The 26061-nt window shown below is 70.2% G+C and carries 21 protein-coding genes; 14 read left to right on the forward strand and 7 right to left on the reverse strand.

Annotated elements, in window-relative coordinates:
• Nucleotides 1-388 precede the first annotated feature (388 nt).
• Entirely contained in the window at nt 389-2620 is a 2232-nt protein-coding gene (locus B085_RS43055; protein ID WP_018560387.1) for an ATP-binding SpoIIE family protein phosphatase, read from the forward strand.
• A gap of 114 nt (nt 2621-2734) precedes the next feature.
• Here B085_RS43055 and B085_RS0120160 read toward each other — a convergent pair whose 3' ends face one another.
• Both B085_RS0120160 and B085_RS0120165 read right to left on the reverse strand, forming a co-directional pair.
• A complete protein-coding gene (locus tag B085_RS0120160) occupies nt 2735-3739 on the reverse strand; it encodes a zinc-binding dehydrogenase (RefSeq protein ID WP_018560388.1) in 1005 nt (334 codons plus the stop codon).
• 117 nt (nt 3740-3856) lie between these two features.
• Nucleotides 3857-4441 carry a TetR/AcrR family transcriptional regulator gene (locus B085_RS0120165; RefSeq protein WP_037732082.1) on the reverse strand — a complete coding sequence of 195 codons (585 nt, stop codon included), beginning with the start codon at nt 4439-4441 and terminating at the stop codon, nt 3857-3859.
• A gap of 607 nt (nt 4442-5048) precedes the next feature.
• Between B085_RS0120165 and B085_RS0120170 the strand changes: the two genes are divergently transcribed.
• The 7 genes from B085_RS0120170 (at nt 5049) to B085_RS0120200 (ending at nt 12064) form a co-directional block, all read left to right on the forward strand.
• On the forward strand, nt 5049-5651 hold the full coding sequence (locus B085_RS0120170; protein ID WP_026251251.1) for a VOC family protein: 603 nt from the start codon (nt 5049-5051) through the stop codon (nt 5649-5651).
• A 290-nt stretch (nt 5652-5941) separates the two neighbouring features.
• The gene (locus B085_RS43060; RefSeq protein ID WP_037732070.1) at nt 5942-7072 is read left to right on the forward strand and encodes an NAD(P)/FAD-dependent oxidoreductase; all 1131 of its coding nucleotides are present in this window, start codon (nt 5942-5944) and stop codon (nt 7070-7072) included.
• A 162-nt stretch (nt 7073-7234) separates the two neighbouring features.
• Nucleotides 7235-7699 (forward strand): nuclear transport factor 2 family protein, encoded by a 465-nt coding sequence (locus B085_RS0120180; protein WP_018560392.1) that lies wholly within the window; start codon nt 7235-7237, stop codon nt 7697-7699.
• A 2-nt stretch (nt 7700-7701) separates the two neighbouring features.
• A complete protein-coding gene (locus B085_RS0120185) occupies nt 7702-8556 on the forward strand; it encodes a fumarylacetoacetate hydrolase family protein (RefSeq protein ID WP_026251252.1) in 855 nt (284 codons plus the stop codon).
• Nucleotides 8557-8660: 104 nt separating this feature from the next.
• Entirely contained in the window at nt 8661-9419 is a 759-nt protein-coding gene (locus B085_RS0120190; RefSeq protein WP_018560394.1) for a CoA transferase subunit A, read from the forward strand.
• A gap of 50 nt (nt 9420-9469) precedes the next feature.
• Complete coding sequence (locus tag B085_RS0120195; protein WP_018560395.1) at nt 9470-10135, forward strand: 3-oxoacid CoA-transferase subunit B; 666 nt, start codon at nt 9470-9472, stop codon at nt 10133-10135.
• A gap of 969 nt (nt 10136-11104) precedes the next feature.
• The gene (locus B085_RS0120200; RefSeq protein ID WP_026251253.1) at nt 11105-12064 is read left to right on the forward strand and encodes an NADP-dependent oxidoreductase; all 960 of its coding nucleotides are present in this window, start codon (nt 11105-11107) and stop codon (nt 12062-12064) included.
• A 149-nt stretch (nt 12065-12213) separates the two neighbouring features.
• Here B085_RS0120200 and B085_RS0120205 read toward each other — a convergent pair whose 3' ends face one another.
• Genes B085_RS0120205 through B085_RS0120225 form a run of 5 tightly spaced genes read right to left on the reverse strand, consistent with a single transcriptional unit; the run spans nt 12214 to nt 17502 of the window.
• Nucleotides 12214-13077 carry an MBL fold metallo-hydrolase gene (locus B085_RS0120205; RefSeq protein ID WP_018560397.1) on the reverse strand — a complete coding sequence of 288 codons (864 nt, stop codon included), beginning with the start codon at nt 13075-13077 and terminating at the stop codon, nt 12214-12216.
• Complete coding sequence (locus B085_RS0120210; RefSeq protein WP_078619983.1) at nt 13074-14519, reverse strand: MFS transporter; 1446 nt, start codon at nt 14517-14519, stop codon at nt 13074-13076. The genes B085_RS0120205 and B085_RS0120210 overlap by 4 nt, the downstream gene beginning before the upstream one ends.
• Before the next feature lie 7 nt (nt 14520-14526).
• Nucleotides 14527-15654 (reverse strand): zinc-binding dehydrogenase, encoded by a 1128-nt coding sequence (locus tag B085_RS0120215; RefSeq protein ID WP_018560399.1) that lies wholly within the window; start codon nt 15652-15654, stop codon nt 14527-14529.
• Nucleotides 15651-16526: an NAD(P)-dependent oxidoreductase gene (locus B085_RS0120220; protein ID WP_018560400.1), complete on the reverse strand. Its 876-nt coding sequence runs from the start codon at nt 16524-16526 to the stop codon at nt 15651-15653. The genes B085_RS0120215 and B085_RS0120220 overlap by 4 nt, the downstream gene beginning before the upstream one ends.
• Nucleotides 16527-16578: 52 nt before the next feature.
• On the reverse strand, nt 16579-17502 hold the full coding sequence (locus B085_RS0120225) for an SDR family NAD(P)-dependent oxidoreductase (RefSeq protein WP_018560401.1): 924 nt from the start codon (nt 17500-17502) through the stop codon (nt 16579-16581).
• A 132-nt stretch (nt 17503-17634) separates the two neighbouring features.
• Here B085_RS0120225 and B085_RS0120230 point away from each other — a divergent pair, with 132 nt between their 5' ends.
• The 6 genes from B085_RS0120230 (at nt 17635) to B085_RS0120255 (ending at nt 25755) form a co-directional block, all read left to right on the forward strand.
• Entirely contained in the window at nt 17635-18519 is an 885-nt protein-coding gene (locus tag B085_RS0120230; RefSeq protein WP_018560402.1) for a helix-turn-helix transcriptional regulator, read from the forward strand.
• A gap of 260 nt (nt 18520-18779) precedes the next feature.
• Nucleotides 18780-21104 (forward strand): LLM class flavin-dependent oxidoreductase, encoded by a 2325-nt coding sequence (locus B085_RS0120235; protein WP_018560403.1) that lies wholly within the window; start codon nt 18780-18782, stop codon nt 21102-21104.
• A gap of 259 nt (nt 21105-21363) precedes the next feature.
• A complete protein-coding gene (locus B085_RS43065; RefSeq protein WP_051102119.1) occupies nt 21364-21750 on the forward strand; it encodes a winged helix-turn-helix transcriptional regulator in 387 nt (128 codons plus the stop codon).
• A gap of 583 nt (nt 21751-22333) precedes the next feature.
• Nucleotides 22334-22945, forward strand: coding sequence for a nuclear transport factor 2 family protein (locus tag B085_RS43070; RefSeq protein ID WP_078619984.1), 612 nt, complete (start codon nt 22334-22336; stop codon nt 22943-22945).
• Between the two features lie 57 nt (nt 22946-23002).
• A complete protein-coding gene (locus B085_RS0120250; protein WP_018560406.1) occupies nt 23003-24103 on the forward strand; it encodes a Gfo/Idh/MocA family protein in 1101 nt (366 codons plus the stop codon).
• A 437-nt stretch (nt 24104-24540) separates the two neighbouring features.
• The gene (locus tag B085_RS0120255) at nt 24541-25755 is read left to right on the forward strand and encodes an acyl-CoA dehydrogenase family protein (RefSeq protein ID WP_018560407.1); all 1215 of its coding nucleotides are present in this window, start codon (nt 24541-24543) and stop codon (nt 25753-25755) included.
• Nucleotides 25756-26061: the final 306 nt, after the last annotated feature.

Consider the following 26061-nt stretch of genomic DNA (forward strand, 5'->3'; position numbering starts at 1 on the left):
TCGGCAAATAAATATGGAGGTCTTGCGGCTGGTCGTCGCTGACTGCTCCTGGACGGGTTCGCGGGCACGGGTGGGACGGACATCTGGCCCTGAAGGCACGTCGTGCGACGTCATCCGGCGGTCGCCACCAGCGTGGGGCCGGCGGCTCCTGGGCAGCAGGTCCTCACGGCATGCGCGAAGGCCGGGGGTGATCTCTCGGGCCGCAGATCCCATAGCGCTGTGCGGGTAAGGCCAGCGGCCGGCGCAGGCGGGGAAGGCGCCGATGACCGCTCCGGCTTCAGGGCCGGCAAGTGAGGCACCGCAGACGCGGGTGCTCCTGGCGTCCGCCACCCCACCCGGCCCTTGTCTCGCCTCGCCTCGCCACGCGCTCCATCATGGAAGTCGTACGGTGCTCGATCAACCGACCACGAGGTTGGCGGACCATGCCGTGATTGCAGACATACGCCAGGACCAGCTGTTCGCGGGCGCTCTCGAACGCTCCGTGCGGGAGTTCGGTGCCTTTGTGGCCATCGTTTACGTGGCCCAAAGAGGCGAGCGGGACCTGATCGCTGCGGCCGTGGGCGGGGCGCCTCCCGCGGTATTCACCATGCCGGACCGTATCCACCACGAGAGCACCCACGCCTCGGCCACTGCCTGGCGTACCGGGCGCCCCGTGACTTCGAGCCTGCCCGTAGCGACTCCGGAAGCGGATCCCTCCTCGCAGCTCATCTCCTATCCGTACTCCGTCGTCTCGGTTCCTCTCACGTCCGGGGACGGGGTCTTCGGCGCGTTGACCGCACTGTGGGTCCCGCCCCGGCCTGCCGCGACACCACGCCTACTGGACGGACTTGCCGAAGTGGGTGCGCGACTGGAGGCCGACCTGCGCAGCCTGCCGCCCCGAGAAGAGGCGGCCGCCATCAGACCCTCACCCATGATCGTCCCGGTGCTCGGGAGGACGAGCCCGGCGGCGGGTCGGCACCGATGGGGCTTGCCCGAGCTTGCCGGTTCTTCAGCGCTCTCGCAGATGTACCACTTCCACAAATTGTCGGCTCGGCTCAATCGCGCTTCCGGCACCGAGGGCGTCGTGTGCGCGGCCAGTGAGTTGATCATGCGCCCCTTCGGTGCGCATGCCCTCGTCCTGGTGGTCGGCCAGGCGGGCAGGTTGCGGGTCGTCGGCCACGACGGCAACGCCCGACTGGCACGGAGCATCCACGGCTGCCCGCTCGACCGCAGAGCCCCCACCGCAGATGTACTGCGCGCCAACAAGCCACTCTTCCTCCCGGACCGCGACGCGGTCCTGCGTCTCTACCCCGATACCGAGGTCACCGGCCAGGAGGCCCTGGCGGTCGTGCCCGTCGCCGGCAGCGGCCAGGTCCTCGGCTGCCTCGTACTCGGCTTCGACACGTCCAGGGACTTCCCAGCCGATGAACAGACGCTCCTGCTGATGATGTCCGCCCACCTTGCCGTCGCCATGGAGCGAGAGTCCCTCACCGAAGCCGAGCACACGCTGATTGACGCCTTGCAGCGCAAGCTGCTGCCCCGCACGCTCCCCGAATGGTCGGAGCTCGTCGCGACCGCCCGCTACCAATCGCCCCCAAGCGCATCCGAGATGGGCGGTGACTGGTACGACGTCATCGCGCTTCCGGGCCGGCAAGTCGGCCTCGTCGTAGGAGACGTGGAGGGCCACAGTGCCGACAGTGCCGTCATCATGGGGCAGCTCCGGAGCAGTCTGCACGCGTACGCCGCCGAGGGGCACGACCCGGCCGACGTCCTGGCCAGGTCCAGCACGCTGCTGGCCGAACTGGACACCGAACTCTACGCCACCTGCTGCTTCGTTCGCGTGGACCTGGAGTTCGGCGTCGCCGAAGTCGCCCTGGCCGGACACCCGGCGCCCCTGCTGCGCAGACCGAACGGGACGATCGTCACTGTGGACGCGCCTGCCAATGTCCCGCTGGCGGTCATGCCCGGGGAGCACGCTTATGCCACCGCGGAGACCGCCATCGCACCGGATACGCTGCTGATGCTGTACACCGACGGGCTGGCCCGCGAGCGGCGCGGCGATCCCTCCGTCGATGCCCGTCGACTACTGGAGTCGGTCGAGGGCGTGGAGCGCAGGTCCCTGGACGGGCTCGCGGACATGATCATGCAAGGAGTGGTCGATACGGAGTGCTCCGCACGCCCCTTCGACGACGTCGTCTTGCTGTTGGCCCTTTTCGAGGGCAATCCTTCCACCCCTTTGCCGAGAGTCGACCGCATGTCGATCACCCGGCACGACATCCAGGGCGTCAAAGCCGCGCGGCGCTTCGTCCGGGGCTTCCTGCGTCGCCGCGGGCTCTCCTGCCTCGTCGACGACCTGGAGGTCATCTCCTCGGAAGCCGTCACCAACGCGCTCATCCACGCCGACAGCGAGGTGGAGGTGCGGTTGCGCGAGTATCCCGACAGGGTTCATCTCGAAGTGCGGGACACCGACGCCAAACCCCCCATACCCACCTCCGTCACCAGCTCGCCCGCAACGAACGAGATCGCCGAGCACGGGCGGGGGATGGGCATCGTGGACTGGCTCGCCACCACGTGGGGCAGCTCGCCGAACGGGCGCGGCAAAACGGTCTGGGCGGATGTCGCCAAACAGCAGCGAGAATGACTCCGAGGCCGAACGCCCGCTGCCGAGCGGGCGTTCGTTCAGCCCTCGCCCGCAACCACCGCTGGCCCATGCGCTCCGGTCCGGCCGCCGTGACGGCCGGACCGGAGCGGTGCGTCACTCGGCGACGTCCACGACGACCTTGCCGTCGGCCTCCCCGCGCTCGACCAGCTCGTGCGCCGCGGCGACCGTGGCCAGCGTGAAGTGGCGTGTGTCAACGCGGGGCTCCAACGCGCCCGCCTCGGCGAGGACGGCGGCCTGCCGCATGATCTCGCCGTGGTGCTCGCGCCCGCGGCCGGTGAGCATCGGCAGCAGGGTGAAGACCCCGGAATAGGTGGCCCCGCGGAAGGACAGCGGTGCGATGCTGTGGGTGCCCCAGCCGAGGGCGCTCACCACGTGCCCGGTGTAGGTGCGCACCGCGGTGAAGGAGGCGTCGAGCGTCTCCCCGCCGACGGTGTCGTAGACGACGTCGAAGCCCTCGCCGCCGGTGTGCTCGGCGACGTAGGCGTCGACCGGGGTGGTGGTGCGGTCGATGGGGGTCGCCCCGAGACCGGCGATGGTCTCCAGGCTCCGCGGCGAGCCGGTGGCGAAGACCTCCGCGCCCCGGGCCCGGGCGAGCTGGACGGCCACGTGGCCGATGCCGCCCGCGCCGCCGTGGACGAGCACCTTCTGCCCCTCGTGCACGCCCGCCCGGTCCACCAGGCCCTCCCAGGCGGTGATGAAGACCAGCGGCAGCGCGGCTGCCTGACGCATCGTCAGCGAGGCGGGCTTGCGGGCCAGCAACCGGGCGTCCACGGCCGCGTACTCGGCCAGCGACCCCTGCAGGTCGCCGACCCCGCCGGTCAGGCCGAAGACCTCGTCCCCGGGCGCGAAGCCGGTGACGTCCGCCCCGACCTCCTCGACCACCCCGGCCAGGTCCAGGCCGAGCACAGCGGGCAGCACCTTGCGGGCGTGCGCGGCCTTTCCCGCGCGGATCTTGGCGTCCAGGGGGTTCACCCCGCTGGCCGCGATCCGCACCAGCACCTGGCCCGGACCGGGCGTCGGCTTGGGGATCTCGCTCAGGGTCAAGGGGCCGCCGAACTCTTCGAGCACCACGGCACGCATCGTGGCGCCGACCGGCATACGGGAGGATGTCAAGACAGTTCCTTTCGAACGGACAGGTCTGTTCTTTTTGGAGGATCGACCTCCCCGTCGGCGGCGCGAACGCCGACAACGGAGCGGACGAAGTGGCTGTGCGGATCAGGCGGTGGGCGGGCAGGCCCGCTCGACCACGGCGCGTGCCGCGGCCTTGGCGGCGGCCGGCATCGCGGGATCCTGTTCGAGCTTGCCCGCGGCCAGGGTGCCNTCGACGAGCAGGGTCAGTTGCAGCGCGAGCGCGTCGGGGTCCGCGGCGCCGGCCGCCTGGGCCAGCCCGCGCACCCACACCCGTACGGCCCGCTTGTGCGCCACGGTCACCTCGTGCGGCAGGCTGCCCGGCTCGCTCTCCGCGGCGGCGTTGATGAACGGGCAGCCGTGGAAGCCGTGACGCTCGTACGAGGCCGAGACCGCGTCGAACAGGCCGACCAGCTGCTCGCGAGGATCGTCGCCCGCCGCGAGCGCGGCGGCGCGCAGCCTGCCCCGCCAGGAGTCGTCGACCCTGCGCAGGTACGCGGCGGCCAGCTCGTCCTTGGAGGGGAAGTGCACGTACAGGGTGGACTTGGCCACGCCCGACTCGGCGATGATCCGGTCGACGCCCACACCGCGCAGGCCGTGGGCGGCGAACAGCGCCTCGGCCGTGGTCAGTATGCGCTCGCGCGCCGGGGCGCGCTTCGCCGTCGTGGGCATGGTGTTCACCGTGGTCCTCGCCGGGGCCCGGCGGCCCCCTCACGGCAAAACTAACAGACAGGTCTGTCCGATGTGGTGAGGCCCCGGTCACACCGGGGCTGCCCACCTGTGGCGCGCTCCGCCGCCTCGCGGAGAGCACAAAGCGGCCTCCGCGACGCGATCGTGCCGCACCGCACCCCCGAAGGGCGCCGGCGGACTGCGCGCCTAGAGCGTACAGGCACTTACTTATTCTTAGTGACTAATGTTTCTCTTGGCTGCTGAAGCCGACGGCCTCACCATGGGACGCATGACCGAGCACCCCGGCCCTCACCGACCGGCCGCCCCGTCCGCCGACGCTGACGCAACGGCTGGTCACCGCGGCAGTCCGGATGACGGCGGGGACAGGCCGACGGCGACCACGTCCAGGTCGCGGTGACGGCTCGGACTGCACAAGTCGTCTCACGTGCCTCACGCACTTCTGCCGTGAGGCCCCGCCGGGGTGCCGGTCTTCGCTGACGGGGCCCCACCGTAGCCCTGGCGGCAGTTTCAGCCGGGCGCGGCCGCGCCCCAAGCATGCGGGCAACGCCGGTCCGACCCGATGGCCGTCCCAACACAAGGAGGAAAGACGATGGCGTCTCCTGCCAAGCTCGCCCATGTGGTCCTGCGAACGCAGCACCTCAAGGAAATGCGGGAGTGGTACGTGACCGTGCTCGACGGCAAGGTCATGCACGAGGACCCGGCTTCGGCCTTCATCACCTATGACGACGAGCACCACCGGATCGCGCTGGCCAACATGGGCGACCTGGAGAACCCCGACCAGGCCGAGCCGGTCCGGCCGATCGTGAAGCAGGAGAAGCCCGCCCCCGTCACCGCGGACACCGACATCTTCCAGGCGCTCGCCGGTCCTGCCACGGGGCTGTTCCACATCGCCTTCACCTACGACACGCTCCTGGAACTGCTGGACACCTACGAGCGGCTGGCCGCCGCCGAGATATGGCCGGTTCTGGCGATGAACCACGGTGTGACCACCTCGATGTACTACCGGGACCCCGAGGACAACCTGGTGGAACTGCAGATCGACAACTTCACCACGGCTGAGGAGGCCGAGGACTTCATGCAGGGCGAGGTCTGGCTCCGCCGCCCCGGCGGCGCCCCCATCGACCTCGACGACCTGGTGCAGCGCTTCCGGGCCGGCGAGTCCTTCGAGGACTTGGTCAAGCCGACCTGGTGACCTCCCAAAAGCACCTGCCTCTCGTACTTGTGCGGGATACGAGAGGCAGGTTGCCCGCGGCGACCCTCGCGCGGGCCCTGGCTGGTGCGGCGGACGATCCCGGACGGACAGCCGCCCGCCGCACCAGCCTCCCCTCCCCCGCTGCCGATGTCCCGGCGGGACGTCATGTGCCGACCGTCGCTGCTCATCGAGACGGTCTGAAACGCGACACCACGCATGGGATCCCAGCGGCTCCCGCAGCTGCAGCACACGAACGTGCGGGCGTGACCACCGATTTGGAGAAACAGCACATGTCCCAGGAATCCGACAGCCGTCCCAGTGTCGTGGTGATCGGAGGCGGCTATGCCGGCATCCGTGCAGCCCGGGAGCTGGACGACATCGCCGACGTCGTCCTCGTCGAGCCGCGCGACTCCTTCCGCCACAACATCGGCTCACTGCGCGCGGCGGTGCAGCCGGACTGGGCGCCCAACATCTTCATGTCCTACGAGCGCCTGCTCTCGCGGGGCAGCGTGGTGCACGATCGGGCCGCGCGAGTCGAGCCCGGCCGCGTCGAACTGGTCTCGGGTGAGGTCCTGCGTCCGGACTTCCTGGTGCTGGCGACCGGATCGCGATACCCCTTCCCGGCCAAGGACGGGGAGGAGAGCAGCGACAGGTCCAAGGACAACTACGCCAGGACCGCCAAGGAGTTGGAGCGGGCGGACCACGCGGTGATCCTGGGCGCGGGTGCGGTCGGTATCGAGATGGCCGGTGAGATCCTGGCGCAGTGGCCGGACAAGAAGGTCACCCTCCTCGATCCTTCCTCGGACGTGCTCGGCGGCAACTACCCCGAAAAGCTGCGGACGGCACTGCGGAAGATGATCACCGAGGCCGGAGTGGACCTGCGCCTGGGAGAGGGTTTCACGGAACTGCCCGAGGCGCCGGCTGGGGTGGTGGCGCCGTTCACGGCGCAGACCACCACGGGCCAGACGATCGAGGCCGACCTGTGGCTGCGCTGTTTCGGCGGAGCGGTGCCCTCCGACTATCTCGCCGGGAGCCTGGCAGCGGCCCGAAACGCTTCGGGAACCGTGCGGGTGGGCGACGACATGCGGGTCGAGGATCACGAGACCGTCTACGCGGTGGGCGACATCGCCGATCTCGGCCTGCCGACCGCGTTCCTCGCCGACATCCAGGCGGAGGTGGCCGCGAAGAACATCCGGCGGCACATCGTCGGTGAGAAGGAGGGGCGGGACGCCACGTTCGCGGACCCCTTCCCGCACCTCGTCGTGCCCTTCGGCCCGGGCAAGGGCACGGGCTGGCTGGTCCACCAGGAGGATCTGCTCGACGATGCCTCGGTCGCGCATCTCAAGGGCGACCACCTGCTCGTGGACATGTACACGGACAAGCTCGGCCTGACCGAGGGCGCCTGGACCCTCGGCCACTGATCCTGCCGCAACGGCCACCCATCGGGTGAGCCGGCAGGTGGGTGGCGCCCCACGCGCCGGATCGCGGGCGTGTCGGCCACGCCCGGGGCGTCACCCCCCACCGGGGCCACTGAGAAGGCTCACTCAACGACGCACACCCCCTACCCGAGACGAGGCTCAGTGATGGCTGAACCAACCACCGCCGCGGAGCGGCAGCCTGGTACCGAACCCGACCTTGCCGCCCTGCGGGCCCGGGTGGCGTGCCTGGACGTGATCGACGCGATCTTCCGATGGGTCGACGCCGGTGAGGCCGCGCGCACCGTGGAACTGTTCACCCCGGACGGTGAACTGGTGATGGGTCCGTCGTCCTTCTCGGGAGCCGGGCTGACCGCGGCCATGCGGGCCCGCCAGGAGGAGAGCGCCAAGCGGGGCGTCCACGTCCCGGCCGCCTCGTCGTTCCGGCTGCTGTCGCCCACTGAGGCGGAGGCGCGGACGTACCTGCATCTGTACCGGCAAGCGGACCAGCGGGCGGGCACTGCTCCGTTGCCTCGTGCGGTGACGCTGCTCACGGACCGGTTCGTCAAGGGCGAGAACGGCCGCTGGCTTATCGCCCGGCGGGTCGTGGACATCGTCGCGGGAGGTGAATGACCGTGCGCCTCTACCGCACGACCGCGGGGCTGGCCCGTGGCGAGGGTGATGAACTCGCCCTGCTGGACCTCCCCCACCTCGATGTCGCCGATCTGCTGTCGGAGGGCATCGAACGGGCCCGACGCGCCCGTGTCCGCAGCCGAATACCGATTCATGACGCGGTGCTCCTGTCACCGGTGGCGCTTCCGGGCACGGTGGTGATCGCCGGAGCCAACTACCGCGATCACGTGACGGAGGCCGGCATGCCGACCCCCACCGCCCCGGTGTTCATCACGGTGACGGGCATGAGCGCGACCGGGCCCCACGACCCCATCTTGCTGCCGGCCGAGGCCCCCTCGCAGGTCGACTACGAGGCAGAACTCGCCGTGGTGATCAGCAGGCCGGGGCGGGACATCCCGGTGGGACGGGCGTGGGACCACGTCGCGGGGCTGATCGCGGTCAACGACGTCTCCGCCCGCGACGTGCAACTGGCGGCCATGACGGAAGGCGTCGTCACCGACATCGACGGAGTGCGGAGGGGAAAGTCCTTCCCGCACTTCAAGCCCATGGGTCCGGCACTGGTCACGGTGGACGAGACCGGCACCGACCTGGACCTGGCGATCCGCACATACGTCAACGACGAGGTGCGCCAGGACTCCCGTACCAGCGAGATGATCTTCTCTGTCCCGGAAGTCATCTCGCATGTCTCGGCCACGACGCCCCTGCTGCCCGGCGACGTGGTGCTGACCGGGACACCCGGCGGCGTCGCCCTGGCGACCGGCCATTACCTGCGCTCCGGGGACGTGGTCACCGTGGAGATCGAGGGGCTGGGCCGGCTCCGCAACCCCGTGCGCATGGCTCCCACGGCCCCCCGCTAAGTCGTGTGCCGCCGATCAGGTGCCCGGCGGCACGTGCTCCAGCCGTGTGCCAACACGGCGGTGATCCCACGCGTGCACCCACATCCGAAGTGAAGGAACGTCAGATGGACAAGGTGGTCGGCTCGGCACACGACGCGGTGGCCGACATCCCCCGTGGCGCCAGCCTCGCGGTCGGCGGCTTCGGGCTCTCGGGCATCCCCTCCACCCTCATCTCCGCCCTTGTCGCCGCAGGCACCTCCGGTTTGGCCGTGGTGTCCAACAACTGCGGTGTCGACGACGGCGGCCTGGGGCTCCTGCTGCGGGCAGGTCGCATCGCCCGCATGACCTCGTCGTACGTCGGGGAGAACAAGGAGTTCGCCCGCCAGTACCTGGAAGGCGAGCTCGAGGTGGAGCTGGTGCCCCAGGGAACCCTCGCCGAGCGGCTGCGCGCCGGCGGCACGGGCATCCCGGCCTTCTACACCCCGGCCGGGGCAGGAACCCTCGTGGAAGAGGGCGGCCTGCCCTGGCGTTACGCGCCGGACGGCAGTACGGCGGTCGCCTCCCCACCCAAGGAAGTGCGGAATTTCGGCGGTCGCCGGTACCTGCTGGAAGAGGCCATCACCACCGACTTCGCGCTCGTCCGGGCGGCGGTCGCGGACCGGCACGGCAACCTCGTCTTCCACGCCGCCGCCCGCAACTTCAATCCGCTGTGCGCCATGGCCGGCCGGACGACCGTGGTGGAGGCCGACCGGATCGTCGAGCCCGGTGAGATTCCGCCCGACGCCGTCCACCTGCCGGGCATCTACGTCGACCGCGTGGTGGCCGCCGACGTCGCGGACAAGCGCATCGAGCGCCGCACGGTGCGCGTGCCGAACGACGTCTGACTCGACCCTCGACACCGCACACCCACCACAGACACGACGCAGGAGGAACAGTGACGACCACCGGGACCCACAGCGGTGATCTGCGCGACGCGCTGGCCGCACGCGCGGCCAGGGAACTGACCGATGGCCAGTACGTGAACCTCGGCATCGGCCTGCCCACCCTGATCCCCAATCACCTTCCCCCCGGCGTGCACGTGGTGCTGCACGCCGAGAACGGGATCCTCGGCGTCGGCCCCTACCCGCACGAGGACGAGGTGGACCCGGACCTGATCAATGCCGGGAAGGAAACCGTCACCGTCCTGCCCGGCGCCGCCTACTTCGACTCGGCGGCGTCCTTCGGCATGGTCCGCTCCGGCCGCATCGACACGACGATCCTCGGTGCCATGCAGGTGTCTGCCTCCGGCGACCTGGCCAACTGGACGATTCCCGGGAAAATGGTCAAGGGCATGGGCGGCGCCATGGATCTCGTCCACGGCGCCCGCAGGGTTGTCGTGGTCATGGAACACACTGCCCGCGACGGGTCCCCGAAAATCGTCCGGGAGTGCACCCTGCCGCTCACCGGCCGCGGTGTCGTCGACCGGATCATCACCGAGCTGGCGGTGTTCGACGTGACTGCCGACGGCCTGCATCTGGTGGAACTAGGTCGCGGCGCCACTGTCGACACGGTGCGCGCGGCAACCGAGCCGCCGTTCTCCGTGGCCGACCCGCTGCGGTGACCGACATCAAAGTGCCCGTCAGCTGTCGCAAGTCCACGGCCGGGTAAGTGGCGCAGCTCTCCGGCGCCGCCATGCGGCCGGCGAAGTCGGGATGCGCGGCGTCGTACCGGTGCCCGGAACGGCCATGTCCACACCCTGTCCGAGCGACGGATTCCGGAGGGGACGCTCAAGAATAGGGTGGGTTCGGCGCCGCAAGGCTCCGGGCTGAACGATCACGGACGCCAGGGTGCACAGGCGACTGACGCATGCCGGTCCGTTCGCCGGCGGGTCGCCCTTGACGCAAACACCTGTCGAAAGGTGACTGGTCAGAGCCTCGCCGGGTTCCGGTGGCTCTGCCAGTAAACCTCAAGTGGAACGAAAGGTCAAAAAAGTGTGCCGCCCCCTCTCCGCACATCCGCTCCTTCTCACCCACGGTCCAATCTGTATCGTTCGCTCAAAGACGGGATACACTCCGTTCCATGGGATGCGCGGAGGATTCGACATGGAGGAGTCATACGTGTGGCGATGAACGCCTTCCGAAGACCTGCGCATCGCAGACGGGACGTATACCCGGGGGCACAACCCTCTGCCGCTCATCGAGGCCCTGCGTGGCGGCTCCTCCGGACGGGAGTTGCCCCTGCATGTCTGATTGAGACGGTGGAGGAGATCGTTCGTGTCGCCATGGGCGGATCTGTCTGATCGTCGGCGTCGCGATCGATCCGACCTGGCCTGGCCTGGCCTGGACGAGGCGCCGTCCCGCGGGTACTCGGCCGGCATCCCCCGACCTCGTCGGCCCCGCCAAGGACATCGCCGCGCTCTCCACCCACCTGCGCGGCCTCCGAGCAGGCCCCGCACAGCCCCGGCCTTCGCATACGCCGACACAGGCCACCAGTTGACGGACCTCATCGAAAGCTGACCCGGCCCGATGCCCCGGCTGGACACGCCCCCTCCCTGCCACGCACACGCAACTTCGGCCCATGAAGAGGAATCATGAAAACAGTGGGAGTATCCCGATTCGGAGGGCCGGAAGCCCTGCGCGTCTTTGAGGTGCCCGAGCCTCATGCCGGTCCCGGACAGGTACGCATCCGGGTCCACGCCGCCACGGTGAACCCTGGCGACCGCTACCTGCGCAATGGCGCGCTGGGACCCACGTCCCCCGCACCCCCCTATGTCCCCGGCATGGAAGCAGCCGGGGTACTGGACGAGATCGGCAGCGATGTGGAAACCGATCTGCGTCTCGGGGACCGGGTGATGGCCATGGTCGACCCGAGGGGTCCCCTGGGCGGCGCCTACGCGCAATACGTCGTCCTGCCCGCGGCGCAGGTCGCCCGCGCGCCGCGGGGGACGACCCATGCCGAGGCGGCCACCCTGCCCATGAACGGGCTGACCGCGCGGCTCGCTGTCGACCTGACCGGGCTTTCACGCGGGCAGACGCTCGCGGTCACCGGCGCGGCGGGAGCCGTCGGCGGCTACGTGACCCAGATGGCCAAGGCGGACGGACTCACGGTCGTCGCGGACGCCTCGCAGGCCGACGAGGAACTCGTGCGCTCGTTCGGCGCCGACATCGTCGTACCGCGAGGGGCCGATGTTGCCCAGCACATCCTGCGAGCAGTCCCGGGGGGAGTGGCAGGGCTGATCGACGCGGCGGTCATCGGCTCGGCTGTGGTGGCCCCGGCCGTCCATGACGGCGGCGTCATCGTCACCGTCCTCGGCGAAGGATCCCGCGCCGTCAGCCCCGAGGAGATGCGGCGGCGGTCTCTGCGTATGCACATGGCCTTCGTCCCGGACTACCTGGGCGACCGCAGCCGGCTCGATGACCTGCGTGAACTGACCGAAGCTGGAAGGCTGACCCTACGCGTGGCCAGCACCTTCCCTCCCGAACGGGCCGCCGAGGCCCACCGTCTGATGGAGGCCGGCGGCGTCCGCGGACGCCTCGTCCTGGAGTTCTGAACCGCCTGAGGCGGCCGGCCGCGTCACCGATCTCCGGCCTCTCGCGCCGCGGGACGACCGCCTCAGGGGAACGGACCGCTCGGCGCGACGCGTGGAACGCGGCGCGCCGGGTTTCCGGCCCGCGGGAGCCAGAACCCGCCCGGTGCGGATCAGGTGTCACTTCCCGACCGCCAGGTGCGGGCGGGGAACACGGTTCCGGTGAAGTGAGGGCCGATGGTTGCGGTGCCGGGCCGGGAGAGTTCCCCGACGAGCGCGTGCCGGGAGGCGACCGCGGCCTGGGGGTCGAGGTCGCCGGTCCAGCACATGTCCGGGTGCAGGACCTCGGCCGCCGTGTGCATGGCGTCGCCAACGACGATCGCGCGTTGAGTGCCCTCCCCGGACAGGACGAAGCTCACATGCCCCGGGGTGTGCCCGGGTGTGAGAAGCGCCTCGATTCCCTGGTAGGGCTGGTCGCCGGTGCGAAGGTCGTGGCGGCGTGGGCCGATGACGCCGTACTGCCGCGGGGTCGGTGCGGTCAGGCGTGCCATGTTGGCGGGCCGACCCCAGAAGTCGAATTCGCCGACGCCGACGAAGTACTCGGCATTGGGGAACGTGGGTTCGCTGGAGACGTCGTCGGGGGTGATCCAGCCGACGTGGTCGGCGTGGAGGTGGGACAGCAGGACCGCGTCGATGTCGTCCGGCCGAAGGCCCACTGCCGCGAGACTGTCGAGCAGTTGCCCGCCGGCCATCACGCCCGCGGCCAGGGCGGGGTCCGGGGACGGTATGGGGATGGCACGCGGCCCGATTCCGGTGTCGATGAGTATGCGCGCCACAGGTGTCTCGACGAGGAGGGCGCCGACACTGAGCAGCAGCATGCCGTCCTCGTCGAGCAGCTCGAGCTCGGGATCCCGCGCGAGGTGCGCATGGTCCGGGTATGCCTGCAGAGGATGGGCGCGGATGACGCCGTCGGGAAGGTAGCGGACGTTCAGGTCCCCCAGGCGCATGGCTTCGCCGGGTGCGGGTGTCGCGGTCATGTTCTTTCTCCTGAAGAGGCTTGTACGGGGCGCCGGCGACCGGTCACGCCGCTCACCACGGCGACGAGCAGCCAGATGATCACTCCGGCGAGAGCCGCCACGGCATAGCCGCTGTCATCGGGGTAGGCCGATCCATGCGGTGTGCGGGACTCCAGGACGACGGCGGTCAGCACGCTGCCGAAGCCGTAACCGACGTAGCGGAAGACCTGGTTGAAGCCGAGTGCGCTGCCGCGTTGATCGCTGCCGGTGTTCTCCACGATGAGCCCCGGTGCGGTGGAGAAGACGATGCCGATTCCGATGCCCGCCACGAGCATCGCGGCCACCAGACCCGGCAGGCTGTGCCGCCAGAGGGCGAACAAGGCCATCGCGGCCATCATCACGACACCGGCCAGCGGCAGCGTCCAGCGTGCCGGGAGCCACCTGCCGAGTCGTCGGATGATCCATCCGGCGGCGAGACTTCCCAGCGCCTGCGGAAGCATGAGAAGACCGGCGACCACGGCGGACTTGTCCAGCCCTCCGGTCGTCGACGGTGCCTGAATCATGCGGGTGCTCACGGACAGCAGCAGGTACATGCCGATCCCGGACAGCAGCACGGTGACATGGGCGCTGAGCACCGGACGTACCCGCAGCTGCCGGAGGTCGACCAATGGGTGTGGCGTACGCGTCTCGAACCAGGCCCAGGCCGCGCCTACGAGCAGCGCCGTGACGCCGGCTGTCAGGGTGGCCGGCGACGTCCAGCCCCAGTTCCCGCCTTCGGAGGTGGCCAGGATCAACGCTGTGACCGGTAGGGCGAACAGGACGGCGCCGGGCATGTCGATCGCTGACGCGGGGCGGTCACGGGGGGCGGGGACGACGGCCGGCGCGGCGAGCAGGGCTGCCACGGTCACCGCGGCACCGAACCAGTAGGCGCCGGAAATACCCGCACTCTGGGCGAGAACCCCGGTGAGGGGGTAGCCGAGCCCGACTCCCGCCGCGTTGACGATCGAGAGGATCGCGACGACGCGCTTTCGACGATCGGGGTCGCCGGAGAAGGTGTCGCCGGCGACAGCGATGGTCATCGGTGCCAGGCCCTGCCCGGCTCCTTGCAGGGCTCGGCCGATCAGGAGCACAGGGAAGTTCGAGGTTCCCAGGGCGGCGACGACCGAACCGATCGCCACGAGCGTGAGGGCCGCCAGAACCGCGATGCGCCGGTGACGGGTGTCACCGAGCCTGCCCATCACGGGGGTGATCGCCACCGCGACGAGGACGGTGATGGTGAGGGTCCACTGAGCCGTCGCCAGGGACACCTGCGTGGACTGGGCGATGGCCGGCATGAGCGGGGCGCCCAGGCTGCTGACCAGGGCGCCCACGAGGGTGATCAGAAGAAGACCGGCGACCCGCCACCGGTCCCCCCGCGCAGGGGAGACCGGGGCGGTCTGTCTGAGGGTAGGGATGGGATTCACCGCTGCCTCAGGCCCCGTCGAATGCGATGACGGGCTTGATCTCGCTCCACGTGCGCATCCGCTCGAACGCCGTGTTGATCTCGTCCAGCCGGTACCGGTTCGAGAGCAGGGCGTCCCAGGCGAAGCGGTCCGCGTGGGTGCGGAGGAAGTCCAGGGCCTTCCAGTAGTGGTCGACGCCGGCGGATCGGGACCCGATCAGCGTCGCCTGCTTGTGCATGATCACACTGGGGTTGAACGGCACGTCTCGCTGATGGGCCTGGCCGACGATGAGGTAGCGGCCACCGGGCCGGAGCATGTCGATGCCCTCGGAGAAGGCCGACGGGACGCCGGACATCTCCAGCACGACCTCGGCGCCCCGGCCGTCGGTCAGGTCCTTCACGATCGCTGCGCGCTCCGTGCCGGAGGTGACCTCGGCCACGTCGATACACACGTCGGCGCCCCACTGGGCGGCGACCTCGAGCCGCTCGGCGGGACCGCCGATCACGATGACCCGGCCCGCTCCCTCGGCGACCGCCTTGGCCACGGCGAACAGTCCGACCGGTCCGGCGCCCTGCACCACGACCGTGTCGGTCGCGGCTATCCGGCCCAGCCGTTCGAAGCCGTGCATCACCGTGCGCAGTGAGCACGCCGCGGCTGAGGCCACCGCGTCCGGGACATCGTCCGGGACGCGGACCCTGCCGGCGGTCGGGTACACGTACCCGTATTCGGAGAAGCCGCCGTGCAGGAACGGGTAGGTGTGAGCGCTCTCGGTCATGTAACGGCGCCGGTTCTCGCACAGGCTCGGCTCGCCGTCGATGACGCAGGCGCGGCAGCGGCCGCACATGCCGTGGGTCCAGACGACCCGATCGCCCTCCGCGAGTGGCTGGCCGAGCGAGTCGGTGCGCGGACCGTCGCCGAAGGCCGCGATCCGGCCCACCATCTCATGCCCGAGAATCAGGGGAAGTGCGCCGCCGACATCACCCGCTGCGCCGTCCGCGACATGGATGTCGGTGCCGCACAGTGTCGCGGCGGTCATGCGGACCAGCAGCGCGTCCCGCTCGATGACCGCGGGTATCTCCACGTCCAGTATCTGCAGTGCTTCGCCAGTGGCGGTCAGTGCGGCCGCGCGGCTGGTCGCCGGGATCCTGGCGGTCACTGGTCACCCCCCTGCGCTGTGGCGTCCTTGCGGGTGCGGGCCACCAGGCGGGCCGCTTCGACCAGGCCCGCGGCGCCGGCGAGGCCGCGTTCCAGCACTTCGGAGGGATCACCGCCGCCCGCGCGCACGGCGTCGGCGAAGTGGTGCATGTCCTTGTGCATGAGGGTGTGGACGTGTTCGGCCAGCTCCGGTGTGATGTCGCCGCCGAGGGCGCGGAGCGCGGCGCTGCCGCCGCTGCTGGCGGAGACCACGTCGATGAGGGCCGGAACGTCCAGACCGACCTGGGCGGCCAGGCCGAGGACGTCCTCGGCGTTCTTCATGTTGGTGATGGTCAGCGCGTTGTTGAACAGCTTGGTGAACTGGCCCGCGCCGGCCGGTCCCATCAGCTTGACCGTGTCGCTGAACGTGGCGAACACCGGCAGGGCCGCCTCGAAGGCGTCCCGCGGCCCGCCGGTGAAGGTGGTCAGGGTGCGGGCGCGGGCGCCGGGGCTGCCGCCGCTGACGGGTGCGTCGAGGTAGATCCCTCCGGTCCGGGCGACGTGTTCGGCGATGCGTACGGCCTCGGCGGGGTCGCCGGTGCCGTGGTTGACGATGATCGTTCCGGGAGCGACAGCGGCCAGCAGGCCCTGTCCGTCCAGGACGTCCCACAGGTCGGCGTCGTCGCGCAGGCACAACCCGATCATCCGGACGGACGCCCCGAGGTCGGCCACGGTGTCGTGAACGGTGTGCGGGACCTTCTCCACCGCGGCCAGCGAGGCGGGGCGCCGGGCCCATACGTGCAGTTCAAAGCCGTGCTCGCCGATGGCTTCCGCCATGGGGCCGCCCTGGTCGCCGAGACCGATGAAGCCGATCTTCTCGATGGTCACCTTCATTGCAGAGTTCTTTCGTTGGAGCGGGTGAGACATGGGGTCTGAAGTCGCGCGCTCAGCGGACGATGTCGCTGGCGAACTCCCACAGGCGCTCGGCGTTGGCCGGGTCCAGCGCGTAGCGGGCCACGCCGGGAACGCCGAGCTGCGTGGGGCGGGCGTCGACCACCGGTGCCTGGTTGACATCCTCGAAGTAGCGGCCGCCGACGCCTTCGACCAGGGGTGACGCGGCGAGGAACACGGTGGTCGCGGCGCCCTGCTCGACCGTCTTGCGGTACGGCTCGGGTGTCCGCAGACCGCCGGTGTGGCGCTGCAGGTTGGTCGCGATCGCACCGGGGTGCAGGGCGTTGGCCGTGATGCCCTCACCGGCCCAGCGGCGCTGCGCCTCGACGGCCAGGAGGACCTCCGCGGTCTTGGACTGCCCGTAGGCGGTGAGTGCGTCGTAGGGGCGGAAGCGGAAGTCGATGTCGTCGAAGACGACGGGAGAGAACAGGTGGCCGCCGGAGGACACCGAGACCAGGCGCGCACCGTCGGCGTCGGCGAGCGCACGGTGCAGCCCCAGAGTCAGGGCGAAGTGCCCCAGGTAGTTGGTGGCGAACTGCTGCTCGTGGCCGGCGATGCCGCGCTCGAGCTCCGGCGGCATCATGATCCCGGCGTTGTTGATCAGAACGTGCAGCGGGCCCTGCCAGGCGGCGGTGAACGCGCGGACCGACTCCAGGTCGGACACATCCAGGCGGGCGACGTGGATCGCGTCGTTCCCGGTGGCCTTGCGCAGGTCAGCTGCGGCCTGCTCGCCGGCCTCGGGACGGCGCACGGCGAGTGTGACCTCGGCGCCGGCGGCCGCCAGAGCGCGGGCGGTCTCGACGCCGATGCCCGAGTTGGCCCCCGTGACGACCACCCGCCTGCCGGACAGGTCGACGCCCTCGATCACCTCGGAGGCGGTGCTGTCGCGGTTGAACTCGGTGGTGAAGAGCTGGGACATGTGATGCATTCCTCCTGGTTCGCGGACTGTCCCGCCAGGCTGTACCGAATGACGCCAGGCGGACCAGGACGGGCTGAGACCGGGACCGGCAGGGCCACCCAGGGAACCGGCATGCCTTCGTACGCTGGAAACATGCCAGCCACCGAAGACGCCAACGCACTGGGTCGCTACCTGCGCGCCCGCAGGGAGCTCATCTCACCCGACGAGGCCGGCATTCCCGATCAAGGCAACCGGCGTGTCCCGGGGCTGCGCCGCGAGGAGGTCGCCTTCCTCGCGGGAATCAGCTCCGACTACTACAACCGCCTGGAGCAGGGCCGCGACAAGAATCCCTCCGAGCAGGTCCTGCGCAGCATCGCCCGCGCACTGCGGCTGGACGAGGAGGCCACGGCCTACCTGCTGCAGATCGCCGCACCGAAAAGCCCTCAGCGCAAGCGGCCCCGCAGGCCCGAGAAAGTCAGCGACGGCATTCGCACCCTCATCGAATCCTGGCCGCTCACACCGGCATACGTCCACGGCAAGTACATGGACATACTCGCCGCCAACGAGCTCGCCATCGCGCTCTCGCCCTTCAACGCCCCCGGCCACAACGGCATCCTCGCCGCATTCCTCGAACCCGAGATGCGGGAGCTCCATCAGGACTGGGACGACATGACCGCCCGCGTCGTCCCCTACCTGCGCTCCATCGTCGGCGCCGACATCCACGACCCGCGACTCGTCGAGATCGTCGGCGAGCTCACCCTGAGCAGCGAACGCTTCCGCACCCTCTGGGGCCGCCAGGACGTCAAGCACAAGACCACCGGCACCACCTTGTTCCGCCACCCCCAGGCCGGCCCACTGGAACTGCGCTACGAAAAGCTGCTCATCCCGGGCGCCGGGCAGACGCTGATCACCTACCACGCGGAGCCGGGCAGCGCCTCCGAGGAACGCCTGCGCCTGCTCGCCAGCATCCACGCCCCGGACCGTGCCGGCAGTTCACCGGCCGGCGACCAGCCTGCCCACGGCAACACCGCCTCGTAACCATCGGGTGCAACATCATCGGCCGCACCGTACTGCGCGCGAACGGTGCGGCCGGCGGCGCTCCACGGCCTGACCCATCACCGCGCGCCAGGCGTCCTGCCCCCCGCAGCCGCGGCATGCGGCGACCTTTCGCCGGTGCCCCGCGGTAGTCGTCCGTCTCTTCGCCCAGACGCCAGGAATGTGCAGCTTCATAGATGTGTTGCTTTCGATACCATATATTCGATAGATGAACTGCCTGACAGCCCACCCAGAGGAAGTGCATGCCCGACTACGGCCACGAGCTCTTGCTCGGCACATTCATCACCCCCACCGCACAGGACCCGGCGCGAGCCGTGGCGCTTGCGGAACTCACGGAGGCTGCCCAGCTGGACGTCGCCACGTTCCAGGACCATCCGTACAATGCGGACTTTCTTGACACCTATACGCTGCTGACCTGGGTGGCGGCCAGAACCAGCCGCATCCACGTGTCGGCGAACGTCACGAACCTGCCCCTGCGGCCACCGGCGATGCTCGCCCGGACGGCGGCGAGCATCGACGTCCTGTCCGGGGGCCGGTTCGAACTCGGACTCGGCGCGGGCGCCTTCCCCGACGCCGTTCACGGCATGGGCGGACCCCGTCTGAGCCCTGGGCAGGGCGTCGAGGCGCTCGACGAGGCGATCGACATCCTCCGCGGCGCCTGGGACAGCGGCGAGCGCGGCTCCCTGCGTTTCCAGGGTGAGCACTACACCGTCCCGTCGATGAAGCGGGGGCCGCGCCCCTCTCACGACATCAGCGTGTGGCTGGGCGCCTACAAACCGCGCATGCTGAGCCTGACAGGCCGCAAGGCCAACGGCTGGCTTCCGACACTGGAATACCTCCGGACCCCGGGGATGACGGAGGCGAACAAGATCATCGACGACGCCGCCCACGCGGAGGGCCGCGACCCGAAGGAGATCCGGCGCCTGCTCAACCTCTTCAGCGTGGACTTCACCACCACCCGGCGCGGCCACCTCCAGGGCCCGCCTCGACAGTGGGTCGAAGAACTGCTTCCACTGGTCTTGGAGCAGGGCTTCTCGGCGTTCCTCATCGGCCGCGACGACCCCCGGCTGATCCGGACCTTCGGCGAGGAGGTGGCACCCGCCCTGCGCGAGGCCGTCGCCCGCGAGCGGTCGACCGCCCCCGCCGGCACCGGCACGGTGCCCGACCGAACGGCTGTCGTCCTCGCCGGGCGGCGCGACACCATCGACTACGACGCGGTCCCCGAATCCCTGGCGCAGAAGGTCGTCGAGCCGGGCGACCCGGCCTACGAGGACGTCCGCCACAGCTACATCCACTCCGGATCACCCGCCCTGGTCATCCGGGCCGAGAACGCAGACGACGTCGTCGCCGCCCTCGCCTACGCGCGCGCCCAGAACGTCGCGCTCTCGGTACGCAGCGGCGGCCACGGCATCAGCGGCCGGTCCACCAACGACGGCGGCATCGTCATCGACCTGTCGAAGATGAACTCCGTCGAGGTCCTGGACCGGACCACCGGACGCATCCGCGTCGGCCCCGGCGCACGCTGGGGACATGTCGCCCGCGCGCTCGCACCCCACGGGCTGGCCATGAGCTCCGGCGACTACGGCGACGTCGGTGTCGGCGGCCTCGCCACCGCCGGCGGTCTGGGTTACCTGGCCCGCAAGCACGGCCTGACCATCGACCACGTCACCGCCGCCGAGATCGTCGTCGCCGACGGCCGCAGGCTGCGCGTCGACGCCGAGCACCACCCGGAACTGTTCTGGGCGATCCGGGGCGCGGGCGGCAACTTCGGCATCGTCACCGCCTTCGAACTGCAGGCGTACGAGGTCGAGAACGTCGCCTACGCCACCCTGGTCGTGGACGCCACCGACACGGCCGACTTCCTCCTGGAATGGGGACGGCTGGTCGAAGCCGCCCCGCGGGAGATCACCAGCTTCATATCGCTGTTCCCCGGCCACCGCGGCGGGCCGGTCACCGCACAGATCACCCTGGTCTACGCGGGAGACGACATCGAGGACGCGCAGAACGCCCTGACCCCGTTCATGGGCGCCGGCCCGGTCCTGGACCAGCAGGCGCAGCTCGTCCCGTACCACCTGATCGTCGCCCCGCCCGAGAACCAGCACCGCGGCCAAGGCCTGGGAAACACCCGCAGCGGGCTGCTGGACCACATCACCCCGGAGGCAGCCGCCATCGTCGAGAAGGCGATGAAGTCGGGCGACGTCATGGTCATGCAGTTCCGCTCGATGGGCGGCGCCGTGCACGACATCCCGGAGGACGCCATGGCCTGGTCGCACCGCACCCAGAACTTCTCCGTCATCGCCGCCACCGCCTCCAGCCATGTCAGCCGCATGAACGCCCACTGGGCACGGCTGTACCCGCACCTGAACGGCATGTACCCCAGCTTCGAGACGGACACCGACCCGGCCCGTCTGGCGGACGCCTTCCCAGAGCCCGTCCTCACCCGGCTCCGCGCCCTGAAGGCCGCATGGGATCCGGACAACGTCTTCAATCGCAACTTCGCCATCCCGCCCGCGGCGCCCTCCGACGGCGCCGCCCACGCCGGCGGAGCAGCCCCCGCCCGGCGCTGACCCTCAAGACCTTCCGTGCCGGGCTCCCGCCGGGCCCGCACCGGGCACCGTCGTCCCTCCCGAGAACGAGAAAACGGCGCTCGTCGCCGGCGCGTTGACAACGGCGGCAGCAGAGCGGTGCCACAGCGAGATCCAGATGCGGCAACCGTCGTGCAACGCGCGCCGATCCCGCCGGCCGGTGCCGGGAGGTGTGCCGGCTCTCCGGCCGACCCTCAGTCTCCGTGAACCAGGCAACCGTCCTCGTATTGGAGTTTCAGGAATGCATGCTTCACCATCCGCGCAGTGCACAGAACGCACCATCGACGACAGCGCCTGCCCGAATCTGCTGGGCGCGCTGGAGCTTGTCGGGCGACGTTGGACGGGAGGAATTCTGGCGGCCGCCGCACATGGCGCCCGGCGCCACGGGGAGTTCCGGACGATGGTCGGTGGTATCTCCGACCGCCTGCTGACCCAGCGCCTGAAGGAGTTGGCCGCCGAGGGGCTGATCGAGCGCACGGTGATGCCGACCACGCCCGTGCAGGTCCGCTACCGCTTGACCGCGGACGGCCAGGCACTGCTGAAGGCACTCCAACCCCTGGTCCAGTGGATGGCACGCCGCTCCGTCCCGGTGGGCACGGCGCAACCGCCCGCCCACCACCCGGGCTGACCGCAGGGCGGTGGCGCCACGTGTGCACCGCCGCCACGGAGCCGGGTGAAAACCCGGCGCCCCGTCTTGGACCCGGGGCCCATGCCGTCTCGGTTGAAGTGCCGTCCTCGCACGCCGCACCTGTCTCCCACCCCGAGGCCACGACCCGGCTCATCGATCGTGCGGCTGACCTGCCCTCGGTGGCCGCCCCGAGCCTCGCGCCACCGGCGGCCGTACCCGGCTGCCGATCGGCCTGGCCGCGGGCGCCACAACCCTGGGACGCAGAGGCTGCCCAGGGCGTCGGACCGAATCGAGTCCGCCGGCCGGCCAGGTGGACGGGGGGACTCACTGCGTGAGCGGCGCGTGCGGGCGACGAGCGAGCGATCTTCGCCCCGAACGATCGCTACAAATATTTCTCACATTTGAGGCAGAAAATTCGATTATTTTTTTGACGCATCGTTCCACATAGGGTTCACTGGCTGACGTGGCCGGGTCGCAACCGACCGGCAGCGGCGCATCCCCGGTGAGCGCCACGCCGGTAGCCCCAGGCCCGGAACTCAAGGACCATCGCCCGCGCACCGATGCGGCGCCGAAAGGACACAGCATGAGCAAGCAGGAATCCCGCACGCCTTCCGCATGGCGTTCACGTGTGGTCGGCGCAGCAGCCGTGGCCGCACTGCTGGCCGGCGGGGGCGCGGGCGCGGCCGCCTGGGCCTCCCAGCCCGCGTCCGCCGCGCACCACCCCGCCCAGTCCGCTGCGGCACACAACGCGGCCACAGTGCAGCGGCTCGCCGACATCGAGGACATCCGCCAGCTGAAGGCGCGCTACTTCCGCTACATCGACAGCAAGCAGTGGTCCAAGCTGGCCGCGCTCTTCACCGCCCACCCCACCATCGACGTGGGTGTGAAGTACAACAGCGGCAAGGACCTCGCAAAGAACACGGCAGCGCTGCTGGGTGACGCGCCCACCGCCCACCAGGGCTTCCTGCCCGAGATCCAGGTGCACGGGAACCGTGCCACGGCGATCTGGGCGATGGAGGACTACGTGAGCTTCCCGGCCGGGTCCAGCTACAAGAACGGCTTCCACGGCTACGGCGAGTACCGCGACACGTATCAGCGGATCCACGGCCACTGGTACATCTCCAGCTCCGTGCTGTCCCGGTTCCGGGTGGACACCGTTCCCAACTGGACGCCGTCCGCCGCACCGAAGAAGTAGTACCGACCCCCACCTTCCCCTCGGCCCGCACAGGGCCCGTATGACAGGAGTGACAACATGAGCACCATCGGCGTCGGCATCATCGGCGGCAGCCCGGGCGGCTGGGCCTCCATCAGCCACATCCCCGCCCTCAAGGCCCACCCCGACTTCACACTGCGCGCCGTCAGCACCTCCCGCCGCGAGTCCGCCGAGGCGGCCGTGCGGGAATTCGGCGTCGAGGCGGCCTACGACAACCACGCCGCCCTGCTGGCCCACCCGGGGATCGACATCGTCGTGGTGGCGGTCAAGGTCCCCCACCACCGGGAGCTCATCTCCGCCGCGATCGACGCCGGCAAGACCGTCTACAGCGAATGGCCGCTGGCCCTGAACCTGGCGGAGGCCACCGAACTCACCCAGCGCGCCGACGCCGCCGGGGTGCGCACCGCCATCGGCCTGCAGGGCCGCTACCACCCCGAACTGCGCTACGCGCGCGACCTGGTCCAGGACGGCAGGATCGGCCGGGTCATCGGCACCTCCCTCGTCGCCTCCGGCATGGTGTGGAACGGGCAGACCACCAAGGCCCACACCTACTGGTACGACGAGTCCCAGGGCGCCACCCCCCTGTCCGGCGCCGCCCTGCACGCCATCGACGCACTGAATGTCACCCTCGGGGAATTCGACCACCTGTCGGCCAACCTCGTACACGGCCGCACCGAGGTGACCGTCACCGACGACGGCAACACCGTGTTCCCCGTCACCGCCCCCGACCAGATCTCGGTCATCGGCACCCTCGAGAACGGCGCCGCGGCCTCGGTCTTCTACCGCGGCGGCGCCTCCCGCGGCGACAACTTCCGCTGGGAGATCAACGGCACCGACGGCGACATCGTCCTGACCGCCCCCTGGGGCAACATCCAGGTCACCGACCTCACCCTCGAAGCCGGCTTCGGCGAAGACGCCACCGTGTCCAAGCTCGAGGTGCCCGCCGAGTACTCCGCCGGTATCCCCGACGGCCTCGTCGGCCCCGCCCGGAACGTCGCCGCGCTCTACACCCACCTGGGACGCGACCTGCGCGAAGGCACCCACACAGCCCCCGACTTCACCTACGCCCACTCGCGCCACATGCTGATGGAGGCCATTGGCAACGCTTCCCGCCAGCAGACCGCGCAGACCCTCGACTGACGTCGCGCGCGAGACCGTTTCCCTCCTCGGGCCGCGGGCCCACCATGACCCGAAAATTTAACGAACGCTCGATATAAGATCGATACCCGTGAAGCCGGGCGCCAAGCGTTCGGGCCGAGTTCGCCCGTGCCGGCGCCCGTGCCTCTCGCCGGGCTGACGCACCCTGGCAGCAGCTCAACACGGACTGCCACGGCATGCGAACAACCGGACGTCACCGCGGATGGGACACCTGCCATCCACGGACGACGAAGGTGTCGGCAGCGTTGCCGGCATTGCCGGCTTGACGTCCCGCCCCGCCCGGTCCGGCCGCCTTTCGGGTCAAGGCGCCGGCGGGTCTCGTTCCGGCGCCGGGGCGGCGGGGCGGCACACCTGCTGTCTCCGCCGGCAGCGCCGCGCCTCGGGCAGCACACTCAACGACCACGACGGAGAAGACACATATGCACAGCTCCACATCCCACGGCGTGCCCGGCGGGCCGGTCGAGGCCGGTCCCACGTCCGAGTCGGTCGCGGCGGCGGCCGCGTTGCGGCCGCTGCTGCGGAAACACGCCGCTCGCGGTGACCGGGACCGCGTCGTACCAGCCGAGATCGTCCATGCGCTGTCCGACGCCGGCGTCTTCCGGCTGCTGACACCGAAGCGATACGGCGGTCAGGAGGCGGATCTGCGCACCCTGACCGATGTCTCGGAGGCCCTCGGCGAAGCCGACGGCTCGGCGGCCTGGGTCGGGATGATCATTTCCGTGACGAACTGGCTGGCGTGCCTGTTTCCGGATCAGGCCCAGGAGGAGGTGTTCGGAACCGACCCTGATGCACGGGTGACCGGTGTGGCTGCACCGACGGGCATCGGCGAGCGGGTGGCGGGCGGCTGGCGGGTCAGCGGCCGCTGGTCGTACAACTCCGGCGCGCCGTACGCGACCTGGGCGGCGGTCGGCGCACTCCTGCAGGACGAGGATGGTGCGGTCGCGGACCAGGCCCTGGTGCTGATTCCCGCCTCGGAACTGGTCATCGAGGACACCTGGCACACCGCCGGGATGCGGGGTACCGCCAGCAACACCCTCGTCGCGCGGGATGTGTTCGTCCCCGCGCACCGCGTCCTGTCGGTTCCGGCGGCGGCGGAGGGGGTCTACCCGCGCTCGCCCCGCGAGGAGGAGCTGTACGGCGCTTCGTTCGGCCCGATGCTGCTGCTGTGCCTGCTCGGTCCGTTGCTCGGGCTGGGCAAGGCGGCTCTGGACGTGGTGGTACGTGCAGCGGTGTCCAAGCCGCTGTCGTTCACCGTTCACAACCGGCAGGCGGACTCGGTGGGGATCCAGACGCAGGTGGCCGAGGCCGCGCTGAAGATCGAGACAGCCAGGCTTCTTACCCACCGCGCGACCTCGCAGGTCGACCAGGCGGCCGCCGCCGGTCCTCTGGACTATGCCGCGCGCGCCCACATCAGGGCCGAGGCGGGCTACGCGGCCCGCCAGATCCTCGAGGCCATCGGCATCCTGCTGGACGCGCACGGCGCCTCTGCCTTCGCCGAGGCAAACACCCTGCAGCGCATTTGGCGTGATGCGAACACCGCAGCCCGCCACGCCGGCCTGATCCCTGCCGTCGGCCTGGAGGTCTACGGCAAGACACTGCTGAATGTGAACGAGCGAGTGAGCCTCATGGTCTGACCCGGCAGCCGGATGGGGTCCGCGCCCGGTGGGGCGCTGTCCCCATTCAGACGCGGGGCGGGCCTCACCCGTAGGCGAGGCCGTCCGAACCCGCACACACCGACCACGGCAACACCCTGCTGCGGACCGGCTCCCTCAACGGACGGTGGGGTTCAGTCCCGCGAGGATGATGCCGGCGGCCACCAGCGTCTCGGCGTCGAACGGCATGACCATCAGCACCTTGCCGTCCCCCTCCAGCGTCTTGAACGGCAGGTGTACGCCCGGGGCCGGGTTGTACCGTGGCGGTGCGCCGTCCTCCGGGCGGCG

Origin of the sequence: Streptomyces sp. BoleA5 (assembly GCF_000373665.1) — a bacterium.
In the GTDB taxonomy this organism is placed as follows: Bacteria; Actinomycetota; Actinomycetes; order Streptomycetales; family Streptomycetaceae; genus Actinacidiphila.

What these genes read in the sequence shown, in the direction of transcription:
- B085_RS0120160 (WP_018560388.1), bottom strand. Translation starts at nt 3,739, where the DNA reads ATGCCGGTCGGCGCCACGATGCGTGCCGTGGTGCTCGAAGAGTTCGGC.
- B085_RS0120170 (WP_026251251.1), top strand. Translation starts at nt 5,049, where the DNA reads ATGGCGTCTCCTGCCAAGCTCGCCCATGTGGTCCTGCGAACGCAGCAC.
- B085_RS43060 (WP_037732070.1), top strand. Translation starts at nt 5,942, where the DNA reads ATGTCCCAGGAATCCGACAGCCGTCCCAGTGTCGTGGTGATCGGAGGC.
- B085_RS0120180 (WP_018560392.1), top strand. Translation starts at nt 7,235, where the DNA reads ATGGCTGAACCAACCACCGCCGCGGAGCGGCAGCCTGGTACCGAACCC.
- B085_RS0120190 (WP_018560394.1), top strand. Translation starts at nt 8,661, where the DNA reads ATGGACAAGGTGGTCGGCTCGGCACACGACGCGGTGGCCGACATCCCC.
- B085_RS0120200 (WP_026251253.1), top strand. Translation starts at nt 11,105, where the DNA reads ATGAAAACAGTGGGAGTATCCCGATTCGGAGGGCCGGAAGCCCTGCGC.
- B085_RS0120205 (WP_018560397.1), bottom strand. Translation starts at nt 13,077, where the DNA reads ATGACCGCGACACCCGCACCCGGCGAAGCCATGCGCCTGGGGGACCTG.
- B085_RS0120220 (WP_018560400.1), bottom strand. Translation starts at nt 16,526, where the DNA reads ATGAAGGTGACCATCGAGAAGATCGGCTTCATCGGTCTCGGCGACCAG.
- B085_RS0120225 (WP_018560401.1), bottom strand. Translation starts at nt 17,502, where the DNA reads ATGTCCCAGCTCTTCACCACCGAGTTCAACCGCGACAGCACCGCCTCC.
- B085_RS0120230 (WP_018560402.1), top strand. Translation starts at nt 17,635, where the DNA reads ATGCCAGCCACCGAAGACGCCAACGCACTGGGTCGCTACCTGCGCGCC.
- B085_RS0120235 (WP_018560403.1), top strand. Translation starts at nt 18,780, where the DNA reads ATGCCCGACTACGGCCACGAGCTCTTGCTCGGCACATTCATCACCCCC.
- B085_RS43065 (WP_051102119.1), top strand. Translation starts at nt 21,364, where the DNA reads ATGCATGCTTCACCATCCGCGCAGTGCACAGAACGCACCATCGACGAC.
- B085_RS43070 (WP_078619984.1), top strand. Translation starts at nt 22,334, where the DNA reads ATGAGCAAGCAGGAATCCCGCACGCCTTCCGCATGGCGTTCACGTGTG.
- B085_RS0120250 (WP_018560406.1), top strand. Translation starts at nt 23,003, where the DNA reads ATGAGCACCATCGGCGTCGGCATCATCGGCGGCAGCCCGGGCGGCTGG.
- B085_RS0120255 (WP_018560407.1), top strand. Translation starts at nt 24,541, where the DNA reads ATGCACAGCTCCACATCCCACGGCGTGCCCGGCGGGCCGGTCGAGGCC.